Annotated in this window: 26 protein-coding genes and 2 pseudogenes; all 28 read right to left on the bottom strand. The window is 40.4% G+C overall.

The annotated features are described in order from the left end of the window. Nucleotides 1-47 precede the first annotated feature (47 nt). Complete coding sequence (locus MSG33_RS08670; protein WP_176320614.1) at nt 48-344, bottom strand: antibiotic biosynthesis monooxygenase; 297 nt, start codon at nt 342-344, stop codon at nt 48-50. 143 nt (nt 345-487) lie between these two features. Then, nucleotides 488-775 (bottom strand): antibiotic biosynthesis monooxygenase, encoded by a 288-nt coding sequence (locus MSG33_RS08665; protein ID WP_170903382.1) that lies wholly within the window; start codon nt 773-775, stop codon nt 488-490. A 143-nt stretch (nt 776-918) separates the two neighbouring features. Next, nucleotides 919-1560, bottom strand: coding sequence for an alanyl-tRNA editing protein (locus tag MSG33_RS08660; RefSeq protein ID WP_248380659.1), 642 nt, complete (start codon nt 1558-1560; stop codon nt 919-921). A gap of 448 nt (nt 1561-2008) precedes the next feature. Continuing rightward, complete coding sequence (locus MSG33_RS08655) at nt 2009-2422, bottom strand: RDD family protein (protein WP_248380658.1); 414 nt, start codon at nt 2420-2422, stop codon at nt 2009-2011. A gap of 151 nt (nt 2423-2573) precedes the next feature. After that, nucleotides 2574-3182 (bottom strand): pyridoxamine 5'-phosphate oxidase family protein, encoded by a 609-nt coding sequence (locus MSG33_RS08650; RefSeq protein ID WP_248380657.1) that lies wholly within the window; start codon nt 3180-3182, stop codon nt 2574-2576. Between the two features lie 147 nt (nt 3183-3329). Beyond that, the gene (locus tag MSG33_RS08645; RefSeq protein WP_248380656.1) at nt 3330-3737 is read right to left on the bottom strand and encodes a DUF2007 domain-containing protein; all 408 of its coding nucleotides are present in this window, start codon (nt 3735-3737) and stop codon (nt 3330-3332) included. A 23-nt stretch (nt 3738-3760) separates the two neighbouring features. Continuing rightward, a pseudogene (locus tag MSG33_RS08640) lies at nt 3761-4282 on the bottom strand (GNAT family N-acetyltransferase). 146 nt (nt 4283-4428) lie between these two features. Then, complete coding sequence (locus MSG33_RS08630) at nt 4429-5025, bottom strand: glutathione S-transferase family protein (protein WP_248380655.1); 597 nt, start codon at nt 5023-5025, stop codon at nt 4429-4431. Between the two features lie 174 nt (nt 5026-5199). Continuing rightward, complete coding sequence (locus tag MSG33_RS08625) at nt 5200-5691, bottom strand: hypothetical protein (protein ID WP_248380654.1); 492 nt, start codon at nt 5689-5691, stop codon at nt 5200-5202. Then, entirely contained in the window at nt 5691-6263 is a 573-nt protein-coding gene (locus tag MSG33_RS08620; RefSeq protein WP_248380652.1) for a hypothetical protein, read from the bottom strand. The genes MSG33_RS08625 and MSG33_RS08620 overlap by 1 nt, the downstream gene beginning before the upstream one ends. Nucleotides 6264-6329: 66 nt before the next feature. Beyond that, a complete protein-coding gene (locus MSG33_RS08615; RefSeq protein ID WP_248380650.1) occupies nt 6330-6581 on the bottom strand; it encodes a hypothetical protein in 252 nt (83 codons plus the stop codon). A 924-nt stretch (nt 6582-7505) separates the two neighbouring features. Continuing rightward, nucleotides 7506-7808 carry a type II toxin-antitoxin system RelE/ParE family toxin gene (locus MSG33_RS08605; protein ID WP_104971831.1) on the bottom strand — a complete coding sequence of 101 codons (303 nt, stop codon included), beginning with the start codon at nt 7806-7808 and terminating at the stop codon, nt 7506-7508. Continuing rightward, entirely contained in the window at nt 7796-8053 is a 258-nt protein-coding gene (locus tag MSG33_RS08600) for a type II toxin-antitoxin system Phd/YefM family antitoxin (protein WP_042524229.1), read from the bottom strand. Before MSG33_RS08600 ends, MSG33_RS08605 begins: the two co-directional genes overlap by 13 nt. Nucleotides 8054-8789: 736 nt before the next feature. Then, on the bottom strand, nt 8790-9266 hold the full coding sequence (locus MSG33_RS08585; protein ID WP_042773224.1) for a GNAT family N-acetyltransferase: 477 nt from the start codon (nt 9264-9266) through the stop codon (nt 8790-8792). 140 nt (nt 9267-9406) lie between these two features. After that, nucleotides 9407-10030 carry a hypothetical protein gene (locus tag MSG33_RS08575; RefSeq protein ID WP_005386958.1) on the bottom strand — a complete coding sequence of 208 codons (624 nt, stop codon included), beginning with the start codon at nt 10028-10030 and terminating at the stop codon, nt 9407-9409. A 141-nt stretch (nt 10031-10171) separates the two neighbouring features. Then, nucleotides 10172-10432 carry a hypothetical protein gene (locus MSG33_RS08570; RefSeq protein WP_248380648.1) on the bottom strand — a complete coding sequence of 87 codons (261 nt, stop codon included), beginning with the start codon at nt 10430-10432 and terminating at the stop codon, nt 10172-10174. A 626-nt stretch (nt 10433-11058) separates the two neighbouring features. After that, a complete protein-coding gene (locus tag MSG33_RS08560) occupies nt 11059-11400 on the bottom strand; it encodes a hypothetical protein (protein WP_248380646.1) in 342 nt (113 codons plus the stop codon). Nucleotides 11401-11543: 143 nt separating this feature from the next. After that, complete coding sequence (locus MSG33_RS08550) at nt 11544-11948, bottom strand: hypothetical protein (RefSeq protein WP_025624180.1); 405 nt, start codon at nt 11946-11948, stop codon at nt 11544-11546. A gap of 140 nt (nt 11949-12088) precedes the next feature. Beyond that, a complete protein-coding gene (locus tag MSG33_RS08540; RefSeq protein ID WP_145473876.1) occupies nt 12089-12505 on the bottom strand; it encodes a hypothetical protein in 417 nt (138 codons plus the stop codon). A gap of 146 nt (nt 12506-12651) precedes the next feature. Then, a complete protein-coding gene (locus MSG33_RS08530; protein WP_025506750.1) occupies nt 12652-12864 on the bottom strand; it encodes a zinc ribbon domain-containing protein in 213 nt (70 codons plus the stop codon). 332 nt (nt 12865-13196) lie between these two features. Further along, nucleotides 13197-13622, bottom strand: a complete 426-nt coding sequence (locus MSG33_RS08525; protein WP_248380644.1) for a hypothetical protein — start codon at nt 13620-13622, stop codon at nt 13197-13199. A gap of 405 nt (nt 13623-14027) precedes the next feature. Continuing rightward, entirely contained in the window at nt 14028-14156 is a 129-nt protein-coding gene (locus tag MSG33_RS23535; RefSeq protein WP_085344809.1) for a DUF3265 domain-containing protein, read from the bottom strand. Next, nucleotides 14153-14608: a GNAT family N-acetyltransferase gene (locus MSG33_RS08515; RefSeq protein WP_206634927.1), complete on the bottom strand. Its 456-nt coding sequence runs from the start codon at nt 14606-14608 to the stop codon at nt 14153-14155. The genes MSG33_RS23535 and MSG33_RS08515 overlap by 4 nt, the downstream gene beginning before the upstream one ends. Nucleotides 14609-14742: 134 nt before the next feature. Then, entirely contained in the window at nt 14743-15702 is a 960-nt protein-coding gene (locus MSG33_RS08505; RefSeq protein WP_248380642.1) for a hypothetical protein, read from the bottom strand. A gap of 168 nt (nt 15703-15870) precedes the next feature. Further along, nucleotides 15871-16254 carry a hypothetical protein gene (locus MSG33_RS08495; RefSeq protein ID WP_248380638.1) on the bottom strand — a complete coding sequence of 128 codons (384 nt, stop codon included), beginning with the start codon at nt 16252-16254 and terminating at the stop codon, nt 15871-15873. Nucleotides 16255-16603: 349 nt separating this feature from the next. Further along, nucleotides 16604-16769: pseudogene (locus tag MSG33_RS23590) on the bottom strand (IS5/IS1182 family transposase); the annotation flags it as partial. A 175-nt stretch (nt 16770-16944) separates the two neighbouring features. Continuing rightward, nucleotides 16945-22743 (bottom strand): DEAD/DEAH box helicase, encoded by a 5799-nt coding sequence (locus MSG33_RS08490; RefSeq protein WP_248380637.1) that lies wholly within the window; start codon nt 22741-22743, stop codon nt 16945-16947. 18 nt (nt 22744-22761) lie between these two features. Next, complete coding sequence (locus tag MSG33_RS08485; protein WP_085344669.1) at nt 22762-24753, bottom strand: hypothetical protein; 1992 nt, start codon at nt 24751-24753, stop codon at nt 22762-22764. Between the last annotated feature and the right edge of the window lies 1 nt (nt 24754).

The following is a 24754-nucleotide window of genomic DNA, read 5'->3' as shown; positions in this document are numbered from 1 at the left end:
TATCCGCCAAACTGTGCATTAGGCATCACTTTAACGTTTCTATTGCCCTACTTAGTTCTATCTTCAATTTCATCGAATGGTTCGACTGAAATACGCTCTGCAATTTCACTCATCTTCTTCATTTTTTCTGGGTTACTAGTTCCCCAAAACCGCTCCCAGTCTTCACGTGTTCGCCACTTGGCAATAGTTAAAACCTTTTCCGGTACATCGTAAGAACGAAGCATAAAGCTACCAAACGCCCCATCTACTGACTGATGAATTGAATCTGTCGTCGAACGCCATATATTTTGAAACTCATCCATTTTTTCACTTGGCACACGCCATTCATACACAACTCTAAACATGACACTTCCATTAAAATTTCTAGATTTAATACGGCAAAGTATCAAGAACACTAAGCCAGGTTAATAGATGAATAAAGCAACATAGTAGAGCGTAGAGCAACTTGAAAAATAAAGCGTAAACGCTCTAAATCACTCCGATTCGATTAGTCATGCACACATCCAAAGATTTCGTATTGACGTTTAACATTGGCTGTTACTTTTCCCCAATGTGAGGCTTGAACTCTTTCCTGATGTTGTTTAAAAGAGGCTTTGTCGACGAACTCCTCATAGACATCAAAACGAAAAGGATTAGTCGAGCTTTGAGTCACAAGAAAAGTAAGGCAGCCCGGCTCTTCTAACGTGAGCCTTTTGTGAGTTATTAACTCATGTTTTACTAATTCTAAATCCTTTTCCGGAACTAAAATAAAGCCTTTCAATGCTACCTTCGACATATCATCCTCCCACCCCTATCGTGTAGCGTTGCATTAAGAAGTAGCCAACGCGCCCTCAATCTCAATCATCATATCGCAAATGTGAATCTCACCATGAACTAAAATGCCAGGTGTTAGGAATCTATTTCGAATGCCCTATCGACTTACGAGCATAAGGTTATCTCAACCCTTTCTTTGCCTTTACCGATGTTCTTGCGTTTTAGTTGAATTTGGCCGACTTCTGATGTGCGCTTTAAATGAGTGCCACCGCAAGGTACTTGCGCAAACCCATCCACTCTCCAATACCTTCTTTCACTCTCTTGATCGGAAAAGTCACTAATAATAACTGAATCAGAGTTAATCAAATCTTGCACATCAGTTTCAATTTCTTTCAATAGCGGCCCAATACTTTCAGACCACTCGAAATCTATGCGACTCTTATTTTCAGAAATATGCGCGCCTATCTTAACAATGCCTTCTCGACGCTGATAAAACATCTCGAGCACCACTTCGGCAGCAAAGTGTAGCTTCATTAAGGCGAACCTACGCTTCCAATCAACACGCGTGGTTACAGTGTCACCAAAAGTAAAATTTGGAGTAGATTCCAATGTGTAAATAAGTCGAACCCCTAACTTTTGAGCAATCAAAACCGGAATACCATTAATCGTTCCTTTATCACTCTCTTGACCTCCAGACTCCGCAAAGAAGATAGTCTGATCCAATTCAACCTTATTTCCGTCTACATTGGTCACTCTTGAGTTAAGTTCTGTTTGGTAGGGATTAACCCAAAATAATTTCTCGCTCATGCTGCTATCCTTGCAGTAAGTCCTATCCTTGATAGTACATTCAGTGACCACTAAGTCAATTCAAGAAACCTCACCGTCAAGTGTAAGGCTGTGTATAGAGCACGAGCAGGCTAGACCTATTAGATGCTTTTAAGGCCGGATACTAAACGCTGTCCAGAGGGTTAGCCAACAACCCATAAATTGCGGAATCTGATACAACTCCATTCACTTCCCAGCGCTCCCATACTCGTCTAGATTTGATAAACTTGAAACCGCTCGGGGCTAAAACCTTATCAATCTCCAAGATGAAAGCTTCGGAATGCTCTTTATTCATAATTACGTACTGATTCTGATTGCCTAACACCGAATTGAGGTGTGAGCAACGCCACCACCTAAGCGAAGCTGTTCCACCCTGAAAACAAAGCCCGACTTGAACCCAAACCCCCAGCGCTGTCAATTTTTAAACAAGCTAGTGAACTACCACTACTGTTCTCACTAACTTATCACCGAGCCGTTGCCTCTTTTTACCAAGAATGAAAATTGAGTCAATAAAACCGAAGAATGAAGTAATAATATTTCTAAAAAGTGACTGAAAAATATTGCACCTTTTACCCGTTCTTGCACTTATAACTGCAGTGCCCAAAAGTTTTTTGTCCACACTTTGACCATTTGGGAAACTATCAGAAAAAAGGTAATACGACACAGCCGCTGTTACTGCTGTAGCGCGAACAAGTTCCTTTTCAATACCGATTTCTAAGCCGCCCCACAAAACGAGTGTAAAAATGCTAAAACTGACAAAAAAGTCAATCATTGGTCCAAAACACCTAATTCCCGGACTAGCCAAAACGTAATTTTCTAGAGTAAAGTTTTCTACATTTTTCATTTTAATATTTGGACTAACAATTGTTTATTTGTGGACTAACCTTATGGGTTGAATAACATCCCCACCAAAACTAATCCATAGTGCCGTACAGCAGGTCAAACCTAAAGAGCCAAGCATTTTTCTCCCTTTTAAACACTTTACTACACTCGCTCTAAAGACTGGATTGGTAATATTTCAACATCTCTTCTTGATTAAGCGCTTTATTTTCTAACTTTTGTTGATCTTTAAAGATTTGAGCTAATGAAGGGAGAATTGAGCGATTGACTTTATAGTCATCAGACCAAAGTTTCCCTCTCATCACAGCTTTCGCACAATGAAAGTACATACTCTCGATGACTATTTTGATAACAACCTTAGGAGCTTTACTTCCATCGGGGCAAGCAGATATCAATTTGGAGTCTGTGTGAATACTTGCAATTCCTTTAATACGGAGTACTTCATCAATACCATTTACCATCAATAACAACCCAACTTTGGGGTTACTAATGATATTTTTTAGACTATCTATACGATTATTCCCCGAGCTATCTGGGAGCAACAATGTTGATTCATCTAAAACTTTTACGAAGCCAGGCTCCCCTCCTTTCGGAGAGAGATCGATATAGCCTTGAGTATCGGCGGTACTTAGAACTACAAAATGGCAATTATTAATTAATGTAATCGCATGAACATCTAGGGCAGGCAACGCTTTATTTTTAGCTCTCGCACTTGGCTCTGCGTAAATTTCTTTTAACTGCTCTATTGTTTTAATTTCACTCATTAAATGTTATTCCTTAACTATTGTATAATGCTTTGCTTGTAAGCAAGCAGTAACTCTGACTTCTGCATAGCCACTCAACCTAAAGCAAAGTAAAAATGCTACGCGTGCAAATTATCTCTTCAACGCTTTGTTATCTAACGACTTAAATTAAAGCCTTTCACTGAATTCCCCACACTGCTTACACTTGTAACCATGCTTGTAAAAGAACAATGGAAAACCCAGTAAAATAAAGACTAAGAAAGCTGGACGCTTACCTTTTGTAAATGCAAATAGCTCTTTACTACCACAGTTAGGGCAAACATCTTTTCCTTCATCAACGGCAAGTTCACTTTCTAATGATTCTGAGAAATCACTGCTAAGTATTTGTTTCGCGTCTTCTGCATCACTCTCGGCCACCATCAGACGAACGCCGCCCATTGCGTTTGAATAAAGCCACTGAGTATTCACCGTGTGTTCGTCAGCGATGTGACTTTCTATTCCGACACTATCTAGGCTTGCTCTCGTAAGGTATAAGCTACGTGAATTGAAAGTGCCACGTGTAGCGTTTCTTTTCAAACGGTTTATTAGCCCACTACAGACTAGTACATATACCCTAACCAATCTATATGACCAACAGCCCAAATTTTGCCGCTGATAGGTTTAACATATAAATCATCGACTTGCTCTACAGCAACACCGTAATTTTTATGTTCATGAACTCGCAACCAAGAACTTAGAGAGTTAAGGCGCACATAACCATTAGCCACATAAAAACGCTCCAAATCGGAGACTAAAATGATGAAGTCGACATCTTTAATTGACGCATACTCGCTGAGTTGACACAACATTGTTGTGCCAATACCTTGCCTTTGAAGTGTGCTCTCGACACAAAAATCACTCACACCTAATACTTTATAAATTTCATCACCGACGCGAACAACTCTGTAGTCTCATCCCATGTAACCAACTAAGTGATCACCTTCGTACTTCAAAACTCTCATATGTGGGAGTTGCTTATAGTAAGAACGAGCAACCTGATGTTCAGGAAACGACTTGTTTCTCAGAGCTTCAATTGCATTATGCTGCGCTTTAGATAACTCGATTTCTGGGTAAATATCCATATTTGACCTTTGAGGGCTAATGACCAGTTAAAGGGTGATCAACACAATACCGAAACTCCCGCATACCACCTTAATCACTGAGCTCAACGCATAGTTAAAATGCCACGCATTGCGAATCTATCTTAAACGCTATGTTATGCGCGTGGTTAATACATATCTACATAACCGTCCAACTTGCGAATTACCCCAATCCAACGCTCGATATTTGGGTAAGTTTCTAGGTTAAAACCACCCTCATCTGCGACATGGGTATAAGCATACAGTGCGATATCAGCAATAGAAATATTATCACCAACTAAGAACTTAGTTTTTGACAGCTGTAGTTCCATGATTTGTAATGCTTTATGGCCGCCTGATTGTAGTGATTTATATTCTTCTAGACGGTGCTCCGGCATACCTTGATACTTCTGAATAAAACGCGCTACTGCAATATAAGGCTCATGTGAGTATTGCTCAAAGAAAAGCCATTCGTACATTTTTGCTTTTTGATAACTGTCCTTAGGTAGATAAGGTGTATCTTCTGCAAAGTACCCCAATATTGCATTGGACTCACAGAGTACTCGACCGTCATCCAGAACGACTGTTGGGATTTTTCCATTCGGATTTAGGGCTAAAAATTCTGTTGTTTTAGTCTCGTTATCTAAGATATTAACGTGTTTCCATTGGTGCTCAATGCCAAGGAATGACAATAGTAATTTTACTTTTAAGCAGTTACCTGACTGTAAATCTCCATATACAACCATTACACTCTCCATGTTTCAATTCATAAAGCACATAACGCGCAGTTAAGGCTCGAACTACGCTACCACCCAAACTAAACGATTTTGCCTTAAACACGAAACCCAACCTTGAACTGAAAATACCAAGCGTTGGGAATCACTCTTAAATGCTTTGTTACATGCGCACCAACGATGCCCCTATGGTTCCCCCCCAACACCAACATATAAACTAATCATTTCATGTAATACCGAATTTTTACTATATTCCCGTTTTCCAGATACTTCTATATTCGAGAATTTTGAATCAACCACAAGTTCAAGTTTTTCACTATCATAGAACCATATTGAAAAAAAGTCTGGGCTAACTGTTAATTGATGTTTATCTTTAATACCATCTAGTATTAAACCAACTCGTAACTTTAGCTTATCTAAATTTAGCTTTTCTGATTGATAATTAACCACATAGTTATTCATTAGACAATATTTATTTTCAAATATTAACTGGTCTCCATCACTAAAAGTATAATAGTGCCTTATTATTTTCTCATCACTATCTGTATCAATCCCCTCATAGACATAAAATGCAGAAGATCCTTTTATCAATGGCATGAAATAGATTTTATCACAGGCACTTGAGTAAAATGGAATTAAAGCCAAGCAAAAAAATAGTATGCAACTGGATACTTTCATCAATCAAACCTCGTAATTTTTTTTGCATTAGGGACAACTTCTATATGCCAACATTTATTTGACTTTCCTGTTTCATCAATGAACTTATTGATATATCCGTCTTCTGTTAATGCTTTCAAAACAGCAGTAAACTTTTTAATAGAAAAAAATTCACTATTAGCTGCTCTTGTAGAATTAACACCGATATCAATAACATTGTATTTCTTATAGTCTTCAACAGTTGTGCAATGCTTTGAAACCTTTTTACCATCTCTAGCTAACAGTTCTATTTTTTCTTTCATTAATCTTATAACTTCATGTTTATCTTTTTTTGAATTACTACTATAAACATCAAGAACAGCATCACCATTTTTACCATACAACTGTTTTTGTTTTTTCAAATCAATTCTAGCATTTCTATACATTATCGACGCTTGCTCTTCAGGAAATCTTAATGCACTAGTTATTACCGCACACTTCATTCCAGCTTGTGCTAATGCCAACCTAATAACATTAATAGAATAACTACTTACTAATCTTTTATCGCTAGAGAGTGATGATTTATAGCTAACAGAATAGTCTGTAGTTGACAATTTGTTTCTTGACTCTACTTCAACATTTATATTGCGAACAATTAATGGACTACTAAGTTTTTCCTTTTATTTTTTAGGCACATACATTAACAGCTCGCGAAAAGTTCTTCCATTCGGATCTACTCTACCATCAGGCTTCCAACCTGGCATTATAGTTCTTTGATAAGAAAGTATTGCCCCGATTGTCTTTGAACCACACAAACCATCGGTTATTAGCTTTCCTACCTTAGCTTGACTGTTTAGCAAAATCTGAACAATTTTTACATCTTTTTTCTTATTAACTCCACCAGCACCAACTGAACTCTCGATAGCTACCATCAACAAATACCCATAAACTTAAAACAGTAACATTCTATGTTATTCAGGCAATTCCAACCTTCAACAGGAGTCAATCAACATTCGACAGACTTCTAGAAATATCTATAGTAAATGTAATTAACAAACTAGCCACTATTATCAAGCATCTAACGCCCTGTTAAAGGGTGAACAACGCAATACCAAAGCCACCGCATAGCACCTTAATCACTTAAACCAACGCATAGTGAAAATGCCACGTGTTGCGAATCACTCTTGAACAGTTTGTTAGGCATTTATACTACGTTCCATTTTTTGAACTACAAGATCTCGTACTTTTGCTGACAAAAAGTGTGTTCGGATATAGCGCAAACTATAGGAGTGCCTTGACGGTCTCATGCGTGTTTTTACATAGTTTAGAATTAATTGAGCGTGCTCTTTATCCCATGCCCACAGTAGTTCACCTCTAATTGGGCCATTGCCAATAAGCATCAGAAGGCCAACGCAACACATGCTTGTTATTCACATGGCAACTCTTACATTGTACAAGTCCATTAGTTAATTGTCGTATTGATTTCTTGGAGAACGTGGTTGAGACCGAGAGTCAATGATTTCTCCAGTACCAATAGATACATTTGAACTCAAATGCCCCTCGAGAAACTCTTTGATAAATGCTTCCCTAGGAGTTCCACGATGAAGCGTATGTCCGGTGTTTGCAGGTATCTGTGAAATACTAACCAAATGCGCCTCTGTGGCATTCATGTGTGTGTTAAGCATCTAAATTTTCCGTATCAAGTTAAAAAATGAGGTATAACGCCCTGTTAAGGGGTGAGCAACGCAATACCAAAGCTGCCGCAAACCACCTTAATCACTAAAACCAACGCATAGTAAAAATGCCACGCGTTGCGAATCCCTCTTGAACAGTTTGTTACCGCTCATTCCCAACGGTTATTGCTTACTCAACAAGAACTTCCGTAAATCTCTCTCAGCACGCATTACAAAAAGAATAAACACCTTGTCGCCATCTTGCTTATAGAAAACACGACATGGATTAACGACAACTTCACGATAATTTAAATGTTCTAGTTCGGGTGGAATACGACCTGACTCTGGGAAAGTTTGTAGTCGTTCGACTTTTGAGAAGATCGTTTGTACTAACTGCTTTGCAGCAACAATATTTTCAAGTGCTATGTATTCTGCGATATCGTTGAGGTCAGATAACGCTGGCTCAGTCCAGATTATTTCAGCCATTTTGACATTTTTTCCTTGGCTTCATCATGACTTACCGCTTTACCGTCAGCTAGTGCGCGTTCACCTCGTGCGATCCCCTCAAGAATAGCCAAACGATTTTGCATGAACTCGTAATCATCAACATCAACTAGATACGCAGATGGCTTACCATGCTCGGTAATTAACACTGGTTCTTTAGTGTCGTGGAGATCGGCGAGGATCTTGGTTGCTTGGCGTTTAAGTGATGTAACTAGTTCTACTTTCATGAGGGCTGCTCCAAAGGAATACTAAAGTGATACTATTCTATCACTTTGAGTATAGCAAGCCCCATGACGGCTAACGCCCAATTAAGGGGTGAGTAACGCAACACCGATGCCACCGCAAACCACCTTAATCACTAAAATTAACGCATAGTAAAAATGCCACGCGTTACGAATCCCTCTTGAATTGTTTGTTAGTACGCTGCCCGTTAACCTTTGGTACATGCCAAGATATTGAAATATAGCACGAAAATTAAGACTTAAAACGCTGAAGCTAAAGGGACAACTGCCAAACTAGAACTCAATCTCAAAACGCAAGTTGGCGAGAAGAAAAACTTGCTTAACTGACCTATTTTCACCGTTTTCAAATTAGCAAAGGATACGGTCTTCAGGATTAAACAACCGCGCCAAAGAAACTCAGTGTTTGACGAAAATTTCCCAGCATCAAAGAAACCACACCAAAGAAATAACCCGAAAGTTAGAAACCGTAAACGGTGAAATCAACGCGAACACAACTCATATAGTGCCACCGGAAAGAACGTGAAAGGCACATTTAACCAGGTGTAAAGCTAGGAAAAGAAACCGATAAACTCCGAAAATTTTACCGTTGATGCCAATCCAGTACTAACGCCCTGTTAAGGGGTGAGCAACGCTATACCGAAGCCACCGCACACCACCTTAATCACTAAAATCAACACATAGTAAAAATGCCACGCGTTGCGAATCCCTCTTGAACAGTTTGTTAGGTGCGTAGCCAAAGTTGGTAAAAGTCTGTTTCATCGTGCTTGGGATTCTTGCGCACGAACTCCCAACCATGGCGCTTATAGAATGTGAGAGCTCGATGGTTAGTTCGGCTTACTGAAAGTACAGCACGCACACACCCCGCTTTACTCAAAGTGCTTACAATATAATCCTGCACTTTTGGAGCGAGTCCTGAACCACGAAAATTCGGCTGTAAGTAAATGAGGTGCACATAACCAGTCTCCGGCTCGGGTGAAAAGCTACGAAACTCTAACTGCCCTGCAAACTGACCATCCACAAATATATGGATATAGAACCATCCTGATGTTGCTAAACGGTCTAAGACGCGTTCACGATAACCACTGATGAAGTCGTCGAAACCATCGTAATGCCCAAAACTACAAAAGTATGCATCTTTTCTCGCAGCAACGCATAATTCGAAATCATCAATGTTTATCTGCCGAAAAGCAATTTCCATACTTACCTTTTCCTTCAAGCACCTAACGCCCAATTAAGGTGTGAGCCACGCTACCACGACACTCAATTTGAACACCGTAAACACTAAACCAAATCCAAACCAAAAATGCCAAGCGTGGGGAATCACTCTTAAATTGTTTGTTATATTTTTGATGCCGCCATCAATAAACAGTAGTTTTTTACGCTTTCACAATGCTCACCCATCCAATATGCATATGGGGTACTTCGGTGCCAATTTAGATCAACCAAGCTATTGTGAATTGTACTATCTGGGGTACTAAGTGAACCATGTGCCACAACTTGCTCTGGTACATTGTTTAGTCCACACCACCATTCAGGCATCGAGCGTTTCCACTTTGTCTCAAGCCAAACATCAGATAAAGCAACTACGTATTCACTTTCGAAACCGGTAATCCCATTGTCATGAAGGAACTTTTTGTCTCGATGATGTAGACGCTCAATATCGTTTATAATTTCTTGTTTTTTCTTTGTGTGAGATAAACGTTTTGCCTCAATGAAAAAAACAGCTTTGTGCTTAGGGGAAAAAACAAAACCATCAATGTGCTGCTTTTTCTCAACCCACGGAAACTCAAGCCATGATACAGCTCGATCATCATCGAGACACTTCATTAGGGCATTTACGTAGATATGAACTTGGTTGGCTTCTGTGAAACCAGTACTCCCTCGCGCTGGATAAAAGTTTGTTAGCGTTCGGGTGTAAGTCACGACCATTTCATCAAATGATCTAGAAATTATTTGTTCCATCGATACCTCAGAAAAATATAACGCCCAATTAAGGTGTGAAGCACGCGACCACGGCACTTCATTTGAACACCTTAAACACTGACCTAAACCCAAACCAAAAATGCCAAGCGTGCTGAATCACTCTTAAATTGTTTGTTATGTCTAAAAGCTATTTTTATATTCCGGAAGTGACTTTAGCACCTGATAAACATGATAAAAACGAATTTTCATCTGATACTTACTTTCCAAATACACACGTAGCTCTTCACTGTTTTTTGAATACTCATTTGCTAAAAATACTATATTCTTTGGTGTGCTATATGTATAAAGTGACATAGCTTTAACCATTGTTTCAATCGCTTTATCACTTATTGCCCCCGCTTTAACTTGAATAAACGTAGTTTCGCCATTTTTCTCAGCCACCAAATCAACTTTCTGATGATCGAGGCCCTTATCTATCTTGCGACTTAAGCAACATTGGTAACCGAGAGTTTCAAAAAACTCTATTCCTGCATGCTCAGCGAGTTTTCCTCTTATATTATGCTGTTTTCCAAGAACTGTCGCTAACTGCTTAGAGATGCCTTCGATATCCTTGATTCGAGCAGATTCATACTTCCTGGAGTCTTCCGATATGTTATCCGAATAAAAAACAATCTCCTTGCCTTGGTAAACGGAAAAAATAAAGTCCTCTCTAGGATAGATACTATCTACTATGTCATCTTCAATTTTCTTAAGTAACTCTTCGACTTCTATTCGGTAAGCTCTTGCTCCAAAATTAAAGTTCCATGTATAGACTGTAAATAGTGCAGATCAAGAGTACCTAATCGCCCTTCCGTGTTAAAAAACAGATACGACTCACTGCTCGAAGTTCTAATAGATCTTTTAATCTCAATGTTCATTTTTGCTTCCATTTGAGGGGATTAGACATAACGCCCTGCTAAGGGGTGAGCAACGCAATACCGATGCTTCCGCACACCTCTTTAATCACTAAAATCAACGCATAGTAAAAATGCCACGCGTTGCGAATCCCTCTTGAGCAGTTTGTTAGCTTAAATTATGTCGCACCAAACCATACCACCCCAAAACAGAATGTTCAGTGTCCAAATCATTATGCTTTGAACTGGGAGCATATGAAAAACTAACTGGGGACATGCTTTTAGCTCACTTGGAGAAAACAGCATTTGAGGTTGGAAATCCCAACTAGTAGCTAAACGACAGCCACGTTTGAATCGAGGATGATTAACCAAATATTCTGCGTAGGATGAATAAATTGTCCATAAGCCCAAAAAGCCAAATAACTCAATTAGAGAGATCACTTCTAAGCTAAATGGCAATAGTGAAGGTCCACCAATGAGTATAATTGCCGCAAATATCCATTTTTTTTTTCTCATTACACATCCTTGTTAATGATTTAAGCTAACGCCGCGTTAAGGTGTGAGGCACGCAATACCGAAGCTTCCGCATATCACCTTAACCACTAAAACCAACGCATAGTAAAAATGCCACGCGTGCCGAATCACTCTTGAACAATTTGTTAGCCCTTTTTCAAAAGGTTAAGACTTGTATACGACAACCAAACCACCAAGATTGCCATTAAGTTTAGAGAAACTGTTACTTCATTAACATTCACACTTATCGGTACTTCAACTCCAAAAGAAAAGGCTAAGGAAAAGTTAGGTGTCTCTATATCTATAATCTGAATTAAATAAAGAACGATCATTAACTTAAATACCCAAAGCTTCTTTTTTAACAACCCGTAAAAACTAGACAAATTCAAACTTAGCATCACTAAAACAATTGCAAATGTGAGAAAAAGACTCGAAGAGCTCAATTGATTTACTTGGGCAAGCAAGGTAAATAATAGAAACAGAGTAACTGCAACAGATATACCCTGCAAAAACAGTAAGAATTTTGTTCTTTTTAAATGATTTTCAAACAATTTTTTATATTCTCCTTGAGGGCTAACGCCTTGTTAAGGTGTGAGGCACGCAATACCGATGCTTCCGCATACCACCTTAACCACTAAAACTAACGCATAGTAAAAATGCCACGCGTGCCGAATCACTCTTGAACAATTTGTTATGCTCGTTCTTTTAGGGTTTGTAAAAGACTTACAAGATCCAAAACTGCGGTAGTTTCAAAGCGATCTAGTTTTGGTAAGACATAACTATCGTTCACCGTTTTTAAAGTAATTTCTTTGATCACTGCACCGTCCCTTGAGTAAGTCGTATCATAGGACTCAACATCACATACACTCAAATGCCAAAGTGCGCTATTTCCCAGTTTAAGACTAATACGCCCACCTAGAACCTCGATGCTGTAAAGACCATTTTTATCCGGAAGCTTTTGCTGTAACAATAAGCTAATTGCGGCTATCGAGCTCAAACCTAGCGCTACAAATAAGCTTCCTGATGCAATAGAAATAACGATAATACCTATAGTGCCGATTAAAATTGCACCTTTATTCAAAGCTTTATCTTTTTCCCTGAGATACACAACTCCCTCCTGAGAGCATAACGCCCTGTTAAGGGGTGAGCAACGCAATACCGAAGCCGCCGCAGACCACCTTAAACACCAAAACCAACGCATAGTGAAAATGTCACGCGTTGCGAATCCCTCTTGAACAGTTTGTTATGCCTATGCTAACCACCCAGAAAATCTAGTATTTTTTGTCCAGTACCTAGACCTCGTTTGTAAAACTCGGTGTGACCGCAGTTACTGCATGATAAGAAATAAAAACGGTGTTTGTTGTAATTGAAAAATGTACTCCAAAATCCACCACTGGCTCTTAACTCACCAACCTCATATGACTCTGAACCACATTTATCACAGCAGTATTCAAACTCCGATTTCATTTTGTCATTCCCTAGTAGGTGGTTTGCCATCTGCTTATTTGAAAGCTCTTTGCCTAAAGCCCCGCACTTTTCACACTTCAATGATGAGTGTGCATTACTATGCCCGCACCCAAAACACTCCCATTTACTATCCATATTTCCTCTTAGAGGCATAACGCCGCATTAAGGTGTGAGCAACGCTGCCACCTACACTAAACCGTTGCGCCGTAAACACGAAACCCAACCTTGAACTGAAAATGCCAAGCGTTGAGAATCACGCTTAAATGCTTTGTTATGTTTGTTGAATTAGCAGCCGCATTATCTATTAGAAACGACATCTTATTTTTAGTTTCTTACCACTCACAGTAGTTTTTAGAATTAGGCTTGTCCGGATCAAGAATTTGAACACAGAAGTTGTTTGACAGTTTATATTCACCGATAGCTGCTCTTACAGCATCCGATGTAACAGCAGATGAAAAATTAAACAAAAATGGTAAAATATCTCTACTTTTATCCCATTCTTTAGACAAATCTTCCGCTACATCTAAACCCAAATTCCAATGCCCTTCACTCATGCTGGAAAAATCATATAACTTCCATGCTGCAATATCATCCAATGATGCGGAATCTCCAGATTCATAGAAAGAAACTTCTATCTTAGAGTGCCACGGAAACACCCCAATATCGATCAGATCAATTTCTTTATCTGACAACCTTTCAAGGTTTGAACGAAAATATTCGAGAAGGGCTTTCTCTATTTTTTTTATACAATATTTCATTTTTTCCTCGGAGAACATAACGCCTTGTTAAGGTGTGAGGCACGCAATACCAGAGCCTCCGCAAACCACCTTAAACACTAAACGCAACGCATAGTAAAAATGCCACGCGTGCTGAATCCCTCTTGAACTGTTTGTTATGTTTAAGATTCAATACCTTACGTTTAACTATACGGAAGTCTAACCCGACTTACATTTGTAAACAAAACCAAAAGTTAAAAAACTTAATCAAATCATAAATTTGACTAAATTAAACTTTGAAAACAGAAAACACAAAAACTGAAGTTCTAACTTAAAGATTGAGGAAAATGTTCGGAAAACAACGTCAAACGATGCCAATTTGCTAAAAGACCAAAACAGAATGACTTTGGGAGCAAAGAAAAGACACAAGCTACTGATTTTACGTGATTAAACATAACGCCGCGTTAAGGGGTGAATGCCGCATAAACCAACTTTCCGCAGACCACTTTCACCACCAAAACTCACTGCATACCAAAAATGCCACGCGGCATGAATCCCTCTTGAACGCTTTGTTATGCCGTTACTTTTTGTTTTAACTGAACTTCTACCGCTTTTGAACCGTCGGAAAGTATGAAGAAGGCTGAATCAAAACGTTGAATCACATTAAAGCCTAGTGCCTTAAAAACAGCGACATTACCTGTTTGCTCAACACACCAAACCGAAACTGAGTTAATAGGCTTAAACTGTGTAACAACGAAATCGACGAGTTTTCTCGCTACACCTTTTTGGCGAAAACTTGGTGCAACTGCTAACGAGCTAATCTGCAATTCTGAGCCAACCTGTTTAGCTTCAACTACTCCAACTAAAACCTGATCAACATGGAAACCAAAACAACTCCACTCACTTTTAGCACTGTTTTTATTGCTAACTGCGAGCTCAGTTGGCCTGTAAACTTGACGAAGTTCATCGAAGCAACACTCTGACAGTTCAACCACTGATTTTTCGTTTGAATCAAGCTGCTTGATCATCAATTTCACCTTAGGCATAACGCCCAATTAAGGTGTGAAGCACGCGACCACTACACTTAATTTGACCGCCGTAAACACAGAACTTAACCCATACCAAAAATGCCAAGCGTGCTGAATCACTCTTAAATTGTTTGTTATAGCGCGTTTTCAAAGAAGCATGAGAAGCAAATTCCACTTTTGCTATCCTGTAGTTTGCCCTCACAGCCTAATTCTTCACAGCTACGCTCTAAAACTTTGCCCTGATGGCTACATAGCTTACACAAATACTCATCAGAATCAGGTAACCTTTGGTAAGTTTTAGCACACTCATGAATGAACTCGTCATCCCAGAAGTCCATGCGAGATACGGTGTTAGCGCAACGAGGGCAATGCAGGGATCTGGATTTCTTGTCGTAGCCCAAATATTTCTTACATGCAGCAGGAGGCAAGACATCAATGGCTAAGCGATAATCAATTAAAAGTGAATTGACTATATACGACTGGTGATCTTCGTCAGACTGGATACTCTTCATTGAGTTTGCTGGCGTATTTTCAAGATATTTTCTCCTTGATTCAAACCAACACAATGAACCTTGAAAGTAACTATGGGTATATAGAATAAAGCTGACCACTTCTTCAGGAGTGACATTCAGAGATTTATCAACTGTATGCATCACCTTATTTCTAATTGTTCGTAAGTCATCATTCCATTGAAGGAACTGATCCGTAAAACGATCGGGACAAACAGTGTCGTGAACTTTTATTAAATCTTGTGCATCCAAAGTACGAAATGCTGAAAATTCTATATCCCTTTTGTTACACCCTTTTGGCCATGATTGTGGGTTTCCAGAAATCAGTAAATAGGGAGAAACATTAACGATTCGTCCTTTGATGTAAAATTCTACAGATTGCTGTACTAATGCCGTTGCACTGACTAGCGTTTGCTTCGCAGAAGCCCAATAGCGTTTTCTCTCATTTTCGTGGTCGCTATCAGCAATTACACTATATAGAGTTTCAAATTCATGTAAGTGCTCAGTCACAGAATCCCATGAAGCATTGAGAAAACCATTGGCAGCGCTATAAAAATCATCTTTTGTTGGAAATTCTAAAATCACAAATACTCCGAAGCTTGTTCTGCGCTATAACGCCCAATTAAGGTGTGAAGCACGCATCCACAGCACTCAATTTGACCACCGTAAACACTGAACTTAACTCAAACCAAAAATGCCAAGCGTGCTGAATCACTCTTAAACAGTTTGTTATAACTGCGGTTCCACCAATTCTCAACGGTTTCTTTTTACGAAACGTTCCATAACTGGTGTTTGTTCAAAACCAAGCCTAGAGTAATTTTCTAGAGCTGACATGATAAGGATTAAGGACTCATGCTTCATGTCCAACGTGATAGTGTCAGAGTCGCCTTTACTATGATGCTTGAAAGAATTTCTAACCCGATTTTTCCCACGAAGAATATCTCGCTTCGACGGTGAGTTCTTGCCTCGAATTTCTGCTAGTTTACGAATAACTGACTCAAAGAACGAGTTGTATGACTCTTCATCTTTTGATGCTAGCAATTCTTCACTCAAACTCTCCGCACACCCCGCAAGAGTAATTGAAGCGAAATACTCTCGACTGTTGTGTAAAGAACATGCTTTGTTAAGTTGAGCCATCAAGATGGTTGTTTTTTCTATTTATTCTTTCATACTCGATCTTAATAAGTAGTTATAACGCCCTGTTAAGGGATAATAAAAAAAATAAAACCCATAAAATACAGCAACTTAAAAAACAAAATAGATATGACTCAAAAGGATATGTAGCACATGTGTAGCTATCGAAGTAAACAGCCATAAAGCTCTGCTAACTCACATTTGGACAGAAATTTGTTATTAAATTTTCTAAATTAGCTTTTAATGGATTAGTAGAGGTATGGTAAACAACTTCTATCTGAGTGGCCAATTATTCTCATCCTCTCATCCAGTCCCCCATGTTGTACCTGTTTAGCATAAAAGGGATACGCTACATAGCAGATAAAAAGTATGGATGACGACCGTTACCAGCCTTTGGGTAAAATGGCTAAATTTGTGACTCAAGCTGCTGCCAAGGAATCAACTCCTCCATTAGACCAAGGAAGAGTTCTTTGCGATTTAGTGGCAAATTCAGTATCGGCGAGGGAAAGCTGGTTCATGGTTGGCTGAAGTCGTCGTTAGATTAACTTGACAAAATTGTCCCATGTTGCGGTCTTAATCGCATGTTCCTTAAGCAACTCACGCGTATTCTCTGAGTTATCAACCATTACCTTGGTTGTGACGCCATGCTCACAACCAAGGTCGATAGAAATCCACCGAATATCGAGAATGCGACTAGGATTTTCGAAGTCGATCGAGAGTGTTCATCAATCTTCTGTTTGCCTCAAAAGTATCGATACAATATACCTTATCAAACTGTCTTCTTAGCTCGGCAAGAGACTCATTTATCACTTCAGAGGGCGAATTTAATACATCCCAAAATGGGTGGACGACCATATAAGCTTCTTTTTCATCTGTAACCACTGGCAAGTTAAGCACTCCCATCTGAATCACTTTCCTTGTGCTGGGATTCAACTTTTGAATCGATAGGGCTGCTTCCATTGCTAATTTTGGCCAATCACTTAATTCTCGATAAGTTTCAAAATCACCGTCTAACCCTACGCGATGTTCAGGCTCTAACAGGCAACGTATAAAGCTTAGTCCGAGACGCCAATCAAGAAGACCATGATAGTTTTTGTTGCCAAAACGTTGAATACAGCGATAACACGAAAGCGCACATTGATCACGATGTTGCTGCTCAAAAAAAACTCTCGACATTTGGTCTTTTGGATCATTCAACATTGATCGCATTAACTCTACAGCTAACGGCTCTTTGAGACAGTTTGCAGCGAGTCGCTTACTAAAACCTGCGCCGTTAACCAAAGTATCAGCAATTTGCAGGTATGGGTGACCTTCCCGTAATCTAGGCTCAAGCACTTCAAACTCTTCTGGCGCAATATCCATCGCCAATGCAGCTCGCTGAACAAGCATGTGTGTTGCACTGAGAGCTGCGGAACGTATTTTTGTATGCTCTCGTTCTCGCGTACCTACTTTATGAAGATCTAATCCAGGAGCTATGCTTATCATTCCCAAACTGATTGCATCTGTTTTCTTTTTTGAATAGAAGCGCACTTGCTCTGGTTCAGAGCCTTCTGGAGGGGATTGCCAATTATTACCATAGACTAGTTCTGTATCTATAGTTTGATTAGATAATTGACTTAGTTTGACATCAGCAGAATAAACATTAGTTTGTGTTTTTCGAACTAATGTAAAAGGCTGATGCTCGAATGTAGTATCAATCGGTCCTCTATTTCTTCTGATAACGAGGGCATCACTACCACTTGCAATCATAACATTAGTTCGTTCAACCTGATGATTGACCATCGGAGATATGATTGAGCTGGTTTCTCTTCTTAATGCAGGCTTTTGTGGCTCTGTTCCATCGGAAACTTGTGGATAAAAATCTGTTCTAAATGCCGCTGGTGAGTGGTACTGCTCGAACATAGATACAGGTATAGATTCGCCACAGTCAGAACAAACTTGGTCAGCAGCCACGTTGTCTATAAATTTACTTTGTAAAGCCCCACAATGAGGGCAGTCAGCCAACATCTCTGTATCAGTCCACCACTGGGATACTGGCTCAGGTATAAGCTTGTTACCCTCTCTTGAAGGCTGGATAAAACCTAAAGAACTGGTTACTCCAATACTCTTATGCAAACGCTTATCTCGAACTAATATCTGCCCTGGTGAAAACTCATAGATTGCTATGTCTAAATCACGATCAACTGCATCCCATTCAGGGTCTTTGCCATTTTTAGATTTCATCCCTAGATATAGTGGGCGAATACGTGTCGGCATACCAAACATGGGTAGCAAGGCGCATTCCGCTAAGAATTGCCCAAGACCCAAATCCCTGTTTTTCCCCTCTGATTTGAAATGTTTTATTTCCTCAAGAAGTTTTGTGGTCGATTCAGTATACCCAATCAAACTATCCAATATTTCAGGCTTCCCTTGACCCAAACTTTTCGCAACGTCTTTAGCAAAGTTAATAGTTTGGTTTGCCGCTCGCAAAAGTCGAGCAGACCAGTTAGTCGAATCATCGTAAAAAAGTGCAGCAGGTATAAATTCACCGTGAATATCCGGCGCAACCACATCCCCAGGATACCTAGCTCCATCTTCATCACGTAAAATCTGAAAGGCCCGCGTTAGCCAAGCTTTTCGCAGCAATCGAAGACTAATGTCGATATGATCTTGTGTTAGAAAAGGCGGTGGCGGAGCATCACCAGTTATCTCTTCAGGGTGATGAAAATAGTGCTGATCATGGCTTCTTCCACGACACAAAGTCATAGCTAATGAGAAGGCTTGCCCTCGTCGACCGGCACGGCCGACACGCTGCTGGTAGTTAAATCGCTGTGGGGGCATGTTCGCCTGATAAACGGCTTGCAGAGAGCCGATATCAATCCCTACTTCCATAGTGGTTGTCACCGACAACAAATCAATTTCTTCCGACAGTTTCTCAAGTTCATTGGTGTTATCAATAAAGATACCATTAAAACGGCGTAAACGATCTGCCGGATCATCTGTTTGGCCAGTCAACTCCTCACACCTCAATCGGAAGCTATTATCCTCATTGGATGCTCGTGTTAAGCGTCGTGAAATATAGTTTCGGTCACGAAGATTTTTTGTTACGCCATTACTTTTAACCGGAAGCGGAGCATGACAACGCGTGCAAATACCTGCGCCTAAATGTAAATGCACACGGCCACAAGTCGTGCATTCGTATACAGGATCGCTTTCTTTGACAAGGCAAATATGCAACTTCTCTATTCGAATCACACCATTAGTGTGACCATATTCTGAAAACAGTTTTAGTAGTTCATTTACCTTGTCTTCAGTAAGTCCAGCTTTATTAATAAATGCTTTTACTCTTTTGCTACTAATATCTGAGTAAACAGCCCATTCCTTGCTATCTTTTGTAAACCACTTATTCGCTTCAACTCGATAGTTATCTGACAGCACGCGTAGGAATGCATCTGCAAGATCCGAGCTTTTATCTCGTTTATTAGTTAAGCATGGGTAGCCCAAACCAGTTTCTTCCAATGAGAAGTAGTTTCTTGCAAAAAGTACGTCATCTAGTAACGAGAACTGCTCGGTTGAGATATGTCCGCGAGCTGCAAGAATATCATTCGCCGGTATATCTTCATTCCAATAGACGTTATCTTGTTCGATCTTGAATAAGTCGGTCCAATCATACTTAACTTTTCGATCAGCCCCATCAGCACCAAAAATCTTAGATACTCCAGAATCATCTGTAGGATGCATACCTAAACTGGCCATACTTCCCAGCAAAGATTTTGTTTTACGTGCTTGATTGTCAACCTCGAGCACATGAGTAAGTGCAACTCTGTTAACATCCCCAGAATTTTTAATCTCCTTGATTTTCTTCGACAACTCATCAAAAAGATCATCATCCCCCGCATCTTCAGCCTCTTCTCGCATTTTTCTTAATTCGGCTACCGACTCCTTCGGCATTTCTATTTGCTGAAGCGCTTCAATTAGGAGTTTTCTACGTGTATCAATGTGGTGATTACGCTCAATATTCAGAGCGGTTTTTGCTGCATCCTGCCGACTATCGGAAAAGGAAATGAGTTTTGTCGCTGTTCCTGAGCGTTTTAGTATTTCCATAACCTCAGTTGCTAATAATTGAGAAGTCTTGTCAAAACCGGTTTTAAAGCTACGAATAGGAGATCTTCGATACTCTTCACTTCGTCGTGAGTAATCAGTGCCGCATGCAGGACAAACATGCGGTGCTGCTGTTTTAGGGCTTTTAAGTGCAAGCTGAGACCCTTGCTTTAGAAAAAGGCGGCCAGACAATATAAAAGGGCTATCTGATACGTTTGAAGCTTCTTGCTTTACCTGACCATTGCGAGTGTCTAGGAACGCCAGTTTCCAAATTTCCTTCTCATCATCCCCCTTTTGAGCATCATTCTGTGCTGGCCAAAATAGTAAAAAGTCATCATGACTCAATTGCTCAATTGCTACTTCAGCACCGGCTTCCGGTAAGCGCTCTAGTTCAGGAGTATTAGGCAAAATCTCATAGTCTTCTTTAGGACCTCCTTGGCTTAATTTACCTCTACGGCCACCAATAAATTCTTCATGACAGCTTTCACAGTGGAAAAGTTCGAAAAGTCGTAGGGACTCTTCGCCAACCTTAATATGACTACTACCCTTCTCCACATTGAGGCCATGATATGTCAATTGACCATCAATTAACTGGGCACTTGCGTAAAGCCCTTCTAGACTGCGTAAGAAAAGATGTTGCCTAAAACTAGTCGCATCAATATTTTTTAGTTTATCACCCAACGCTCTCAGTAGCGTCAACCCTCGCAAGGCTTCTTGCTGATGGCTCGACCCGAAAATAGCTTGAGCAATTACAGATAGTGGTCGCGCTTTGATTCCATCCTCACCTTTACAAGCGAGCATTAACCGTGTTGCGGCCTCTTTTATCACTTCTTCAGATGATAATATTTCCGCCCCTAATGACTGCCCACATTCAGCAATTAGCTGTAAAAGTTTTGGATCGTCATCCAACTCTACATGAAGTTGCCCGATAAACTCATTATTTGACGATGAAAGGTAACTGAGCAGCTTTACAAAAGGCTCTGGACTCAAGATATCTTGATGCTTTGGCTGAGGTAATAAAGGATGTCCCGTTAGCACCGCCTCTTCCCAGTCATCAGGACTCTTAGCACCTGATTCAAGAGAGCCAGAATGCGTACCCGCATCACCAAAGAAATCGTAGAGATACTCGAGGCTTTGCTCCCGCATATCTCCCTCAAGCGGTAAAGAAGCACTCGAAGCCAAAATACGTAATTTGTGTCTAAATGCTGATCGATCCAACCCCAAGCGATTAATAAGCAGGCGCAGCAAGCCAGCCATTTCCGTTCCAGCAGAACCTCGAATTAAATGCAGCTCATCCAGCACCAAGAAGAAATACGCATCAGGATCTGTTTCCAGCCATGTCCTTGTCTGATCAAAGATGGGCGCCTCTACTTCCCTCGACAACATTGCATTCAGCATAGAAACGTTAGTGACTAACAGATCCGGTGGTGTTTCCTGCATATCCCAGCGAGAAATAAGCTCTGCACCATCTGGCGAAGGAAATAGAAATCTCGTCGAATCATTTTTTTTCTGATCTGGTTCTTTAACTGTTCTATTAAATTCTTCGGCACTTTGGTCAGCATTAAATGCCGCTTTGAAGTGTTTGGCTGCATCTTGCAAAGCCTTTTTCACTCGCGACTGTCGCTGCTTTTCTTTCTTGGAATCCTTTGATCTTGGATGCTCACGATAACCTGCAACAGGACTAGCGCCTGTATAACGGCCAAAAAATATCCTGTTGCCATTAGCTCTTGTATCCAACACTTCGCAAGCTTCACTAGAGTCCAGCATTTTCCTGAGACGAACCATCTGGTCTTCAACCAGAGCATTCATAGGATAGAGCAAAAGTGCCCTGACAGCTTTTGGTCTATCAGGACTTTCTCCCTCTCGATGCAAAGAGAACTGACTCCCCTCACTCCACCACTGATTTCTAAGATAATCAGATTTCGGCACTGGCCAACGAGTCGCTTCAGCAACCAGTTCTGAAAGCACGGGTAATAGAAAAGACTCTGTTTTACCCGAACCAGTACCAGAGGTAACGATACCAGGTCGTCCAGGCTTCAATCCACGCCAAAGCATGTCTACTTGATGCTTATACGGTTTAAAAGCATTGACTCGTTTTAACTCACCAGTCCCATCCTTACCTGGAAAAAGCCCTGAATAGATCATTTCTAAAATAGCTATTCGTTGTTCCCTGTTAAACCTTTTGAATGGGTTTGCTTCGGTTTCGTCATCCAAAAATGACTCTAGCGTACTTTGTGATGGCTGATAGCGTAAAATTGGCTCTAAAAATGGCTCAGGCATTAAAGTACCAGGTTCGCTCAACAATCTTCTGCGGTCATTCGATAGCTCTTCTCGCCGAATACGATAAGCAGTATCCAAGTAAGACAGATACAATTTGTGAATTTCTTGATATGCACCAATAGGATCTAGCATGACAGCTTCCTTGAAAGTTTATTCGATAATGCCCTTTAACCACTTCAGCCCTTGTTCTCGAAGGTTTACAGTTTTATCTAACTGTTCGCTGACTGGAGTATTAGAACTATTGACCATAGCTAGCGCGCGATATAAAGCGGTCTTAGTTCTGAGTGCGAAATAGTCATTTTGATCACAAAGTTCAATCACCTCGTCTAAATCATCTTTATCCACCATGATATCAGCTCCCGAACTCCAGCAAATTGAGGTGATTTGCTTCTGATCAGGATTTAAGAATTGCTTCAAACCACATGACTGGGTTTTAGGCACAATAGGGAAAGATGATTTTGGTAACTCCCTCCATACGCGATCGGCATCCCATTGGTTATGTTCGATACTGGCTACCACTAGAAGATTTGAAGGCCTTTTCTCGCTATGCAACACTCCAATCAAACTTGGCAACCATAAGTCCATTGGACTTCGGTGTAGGCCATCCAACCAGACCAACTGAACTTGATCAGGATTACTTTCTGCTTCTAGCCAAGCATATGCAAACCCAGTTGGTTGATCTTTAGCAGGGTGCGCCCAAAGATCATCTAGATGCAACACACTAGGGCCAAGGGCAACACGAACAAAATCTCCGCGACTAACCGCACGAGCATACGCAGGAACCATTACTTCTGCTTGTGTTTGAGGCACAATTACAAGGCCTCCCGAACGAGCACCCACATCAAACAGACTCATTGACTCAGATAAAATTCCAGCCTCACGGGCGACTTTATTGAGGCGATCAGGCAATTGAGAGAAGGTTATCTGCTCACTGGAACTGGCGAATTGCGCCAGTGACCAGGGAGGAATCTGTGCATAACGAGGCGACAGATGTTTGGCATGATCTCCCAATATTGAACGAAGGCTGTTCAATAGTTGCTCAAAGTCTTTATCAACCAAGCCATTTTCTAAACCAAGTACCGGATTTAGGCGCTGAATTTGACTTATTAGCTCGTCTCTCAAGCCAGCAAAAGTAGCTTCAATACCATTTTTTTCATTTTGTTTTACTGCCAGCTCTTCAGATAATGCTTGTAATTCATTACGAGCCGCTTCTATCTCTTGCTTAAGTTCTTGATAACAGTCTTCAAGCTGTGAGCGAACGTGTAGCTCAAGCTCTTCGCGTAAGCTGTTTTCGACTTTGCAACGAGCCTCTTCAAGCTTTTGTTTTACCGGCTCAATTTGTATTAGAGTGTCAGCAATTCGAGTGGGAGCATCGACATAGGTATCTAAGCGATTAGAAAATGAAGGAAGCCAAGCAGCTAGATGCGCCATATCTGTATGCTCATCGGCTAAGTTCTTAGCTCGGGTAAAAACACTTACTAACTCATCTCGTTTATTCTTACTAAGCCCGTTGCTATCGCTCTTACGAAGAGCATCTAGCAAGTCGCTTAATAAATCTTGATCAAATTTCCAGGGCAAATCATAGAGTGGTTCGCCGACTGTCTTACCAGGCACCTCGAAGAGTCGATCTTTGATTCGGTCACTCTCGAAAATGGCGGGGTTAAGTGAACAAACCGTAACCATTCCACTTGGTGAAACATAACGATTAGTTGTTAGATCTAAAGTGAAATAAACGACAATGCATTGCTCATCTGATATTGCAATAATGACTTCTTCCGACTCAATGGCATCAATTGAAAAACCAACCTCAAGACACTGATAGCGTGCATACTCCACTCCACCTTTACGAAAATCTAGGATACTCCGCACTGGCTTAGCACCTGGGTCTACGATGAACTGATCATAACCATCGCGTACATCCTGTGAAATTGGCTGTACTTTGAAAGCAACCAGTTGGTCTTTTTTAAGCCAACTTAGTCCAGAAGCAATTGCAAATGCTTTCCCCTTTGGAGGCAGGTTATCTTCGAAGTTATTTGCAAATACCCAATAGCCATTATTCTCTTTTGCTGCAGCTTTAATGCGTGTTCCATGCCCAGATGAATAGTCATAATCGCTAAAACCCAAATACACTTCGTCTAACACT

The sequence above is a fragment of the Vibrio sp. 1CM7H genome (assembly GCF_023161645.1).
GTDB classification, from domain to species: domain Bacteria; phylum Pseudomonadota; class Gammaproteobacteria; order Enterobacterales; family Vibrionaceae; genus Vibrio; species Vibrio diabolicus.
Note: the sequence above shows the minus strand (reverse complement) of the source record. Positions and strands in the feature narration are given on the sequence as shown.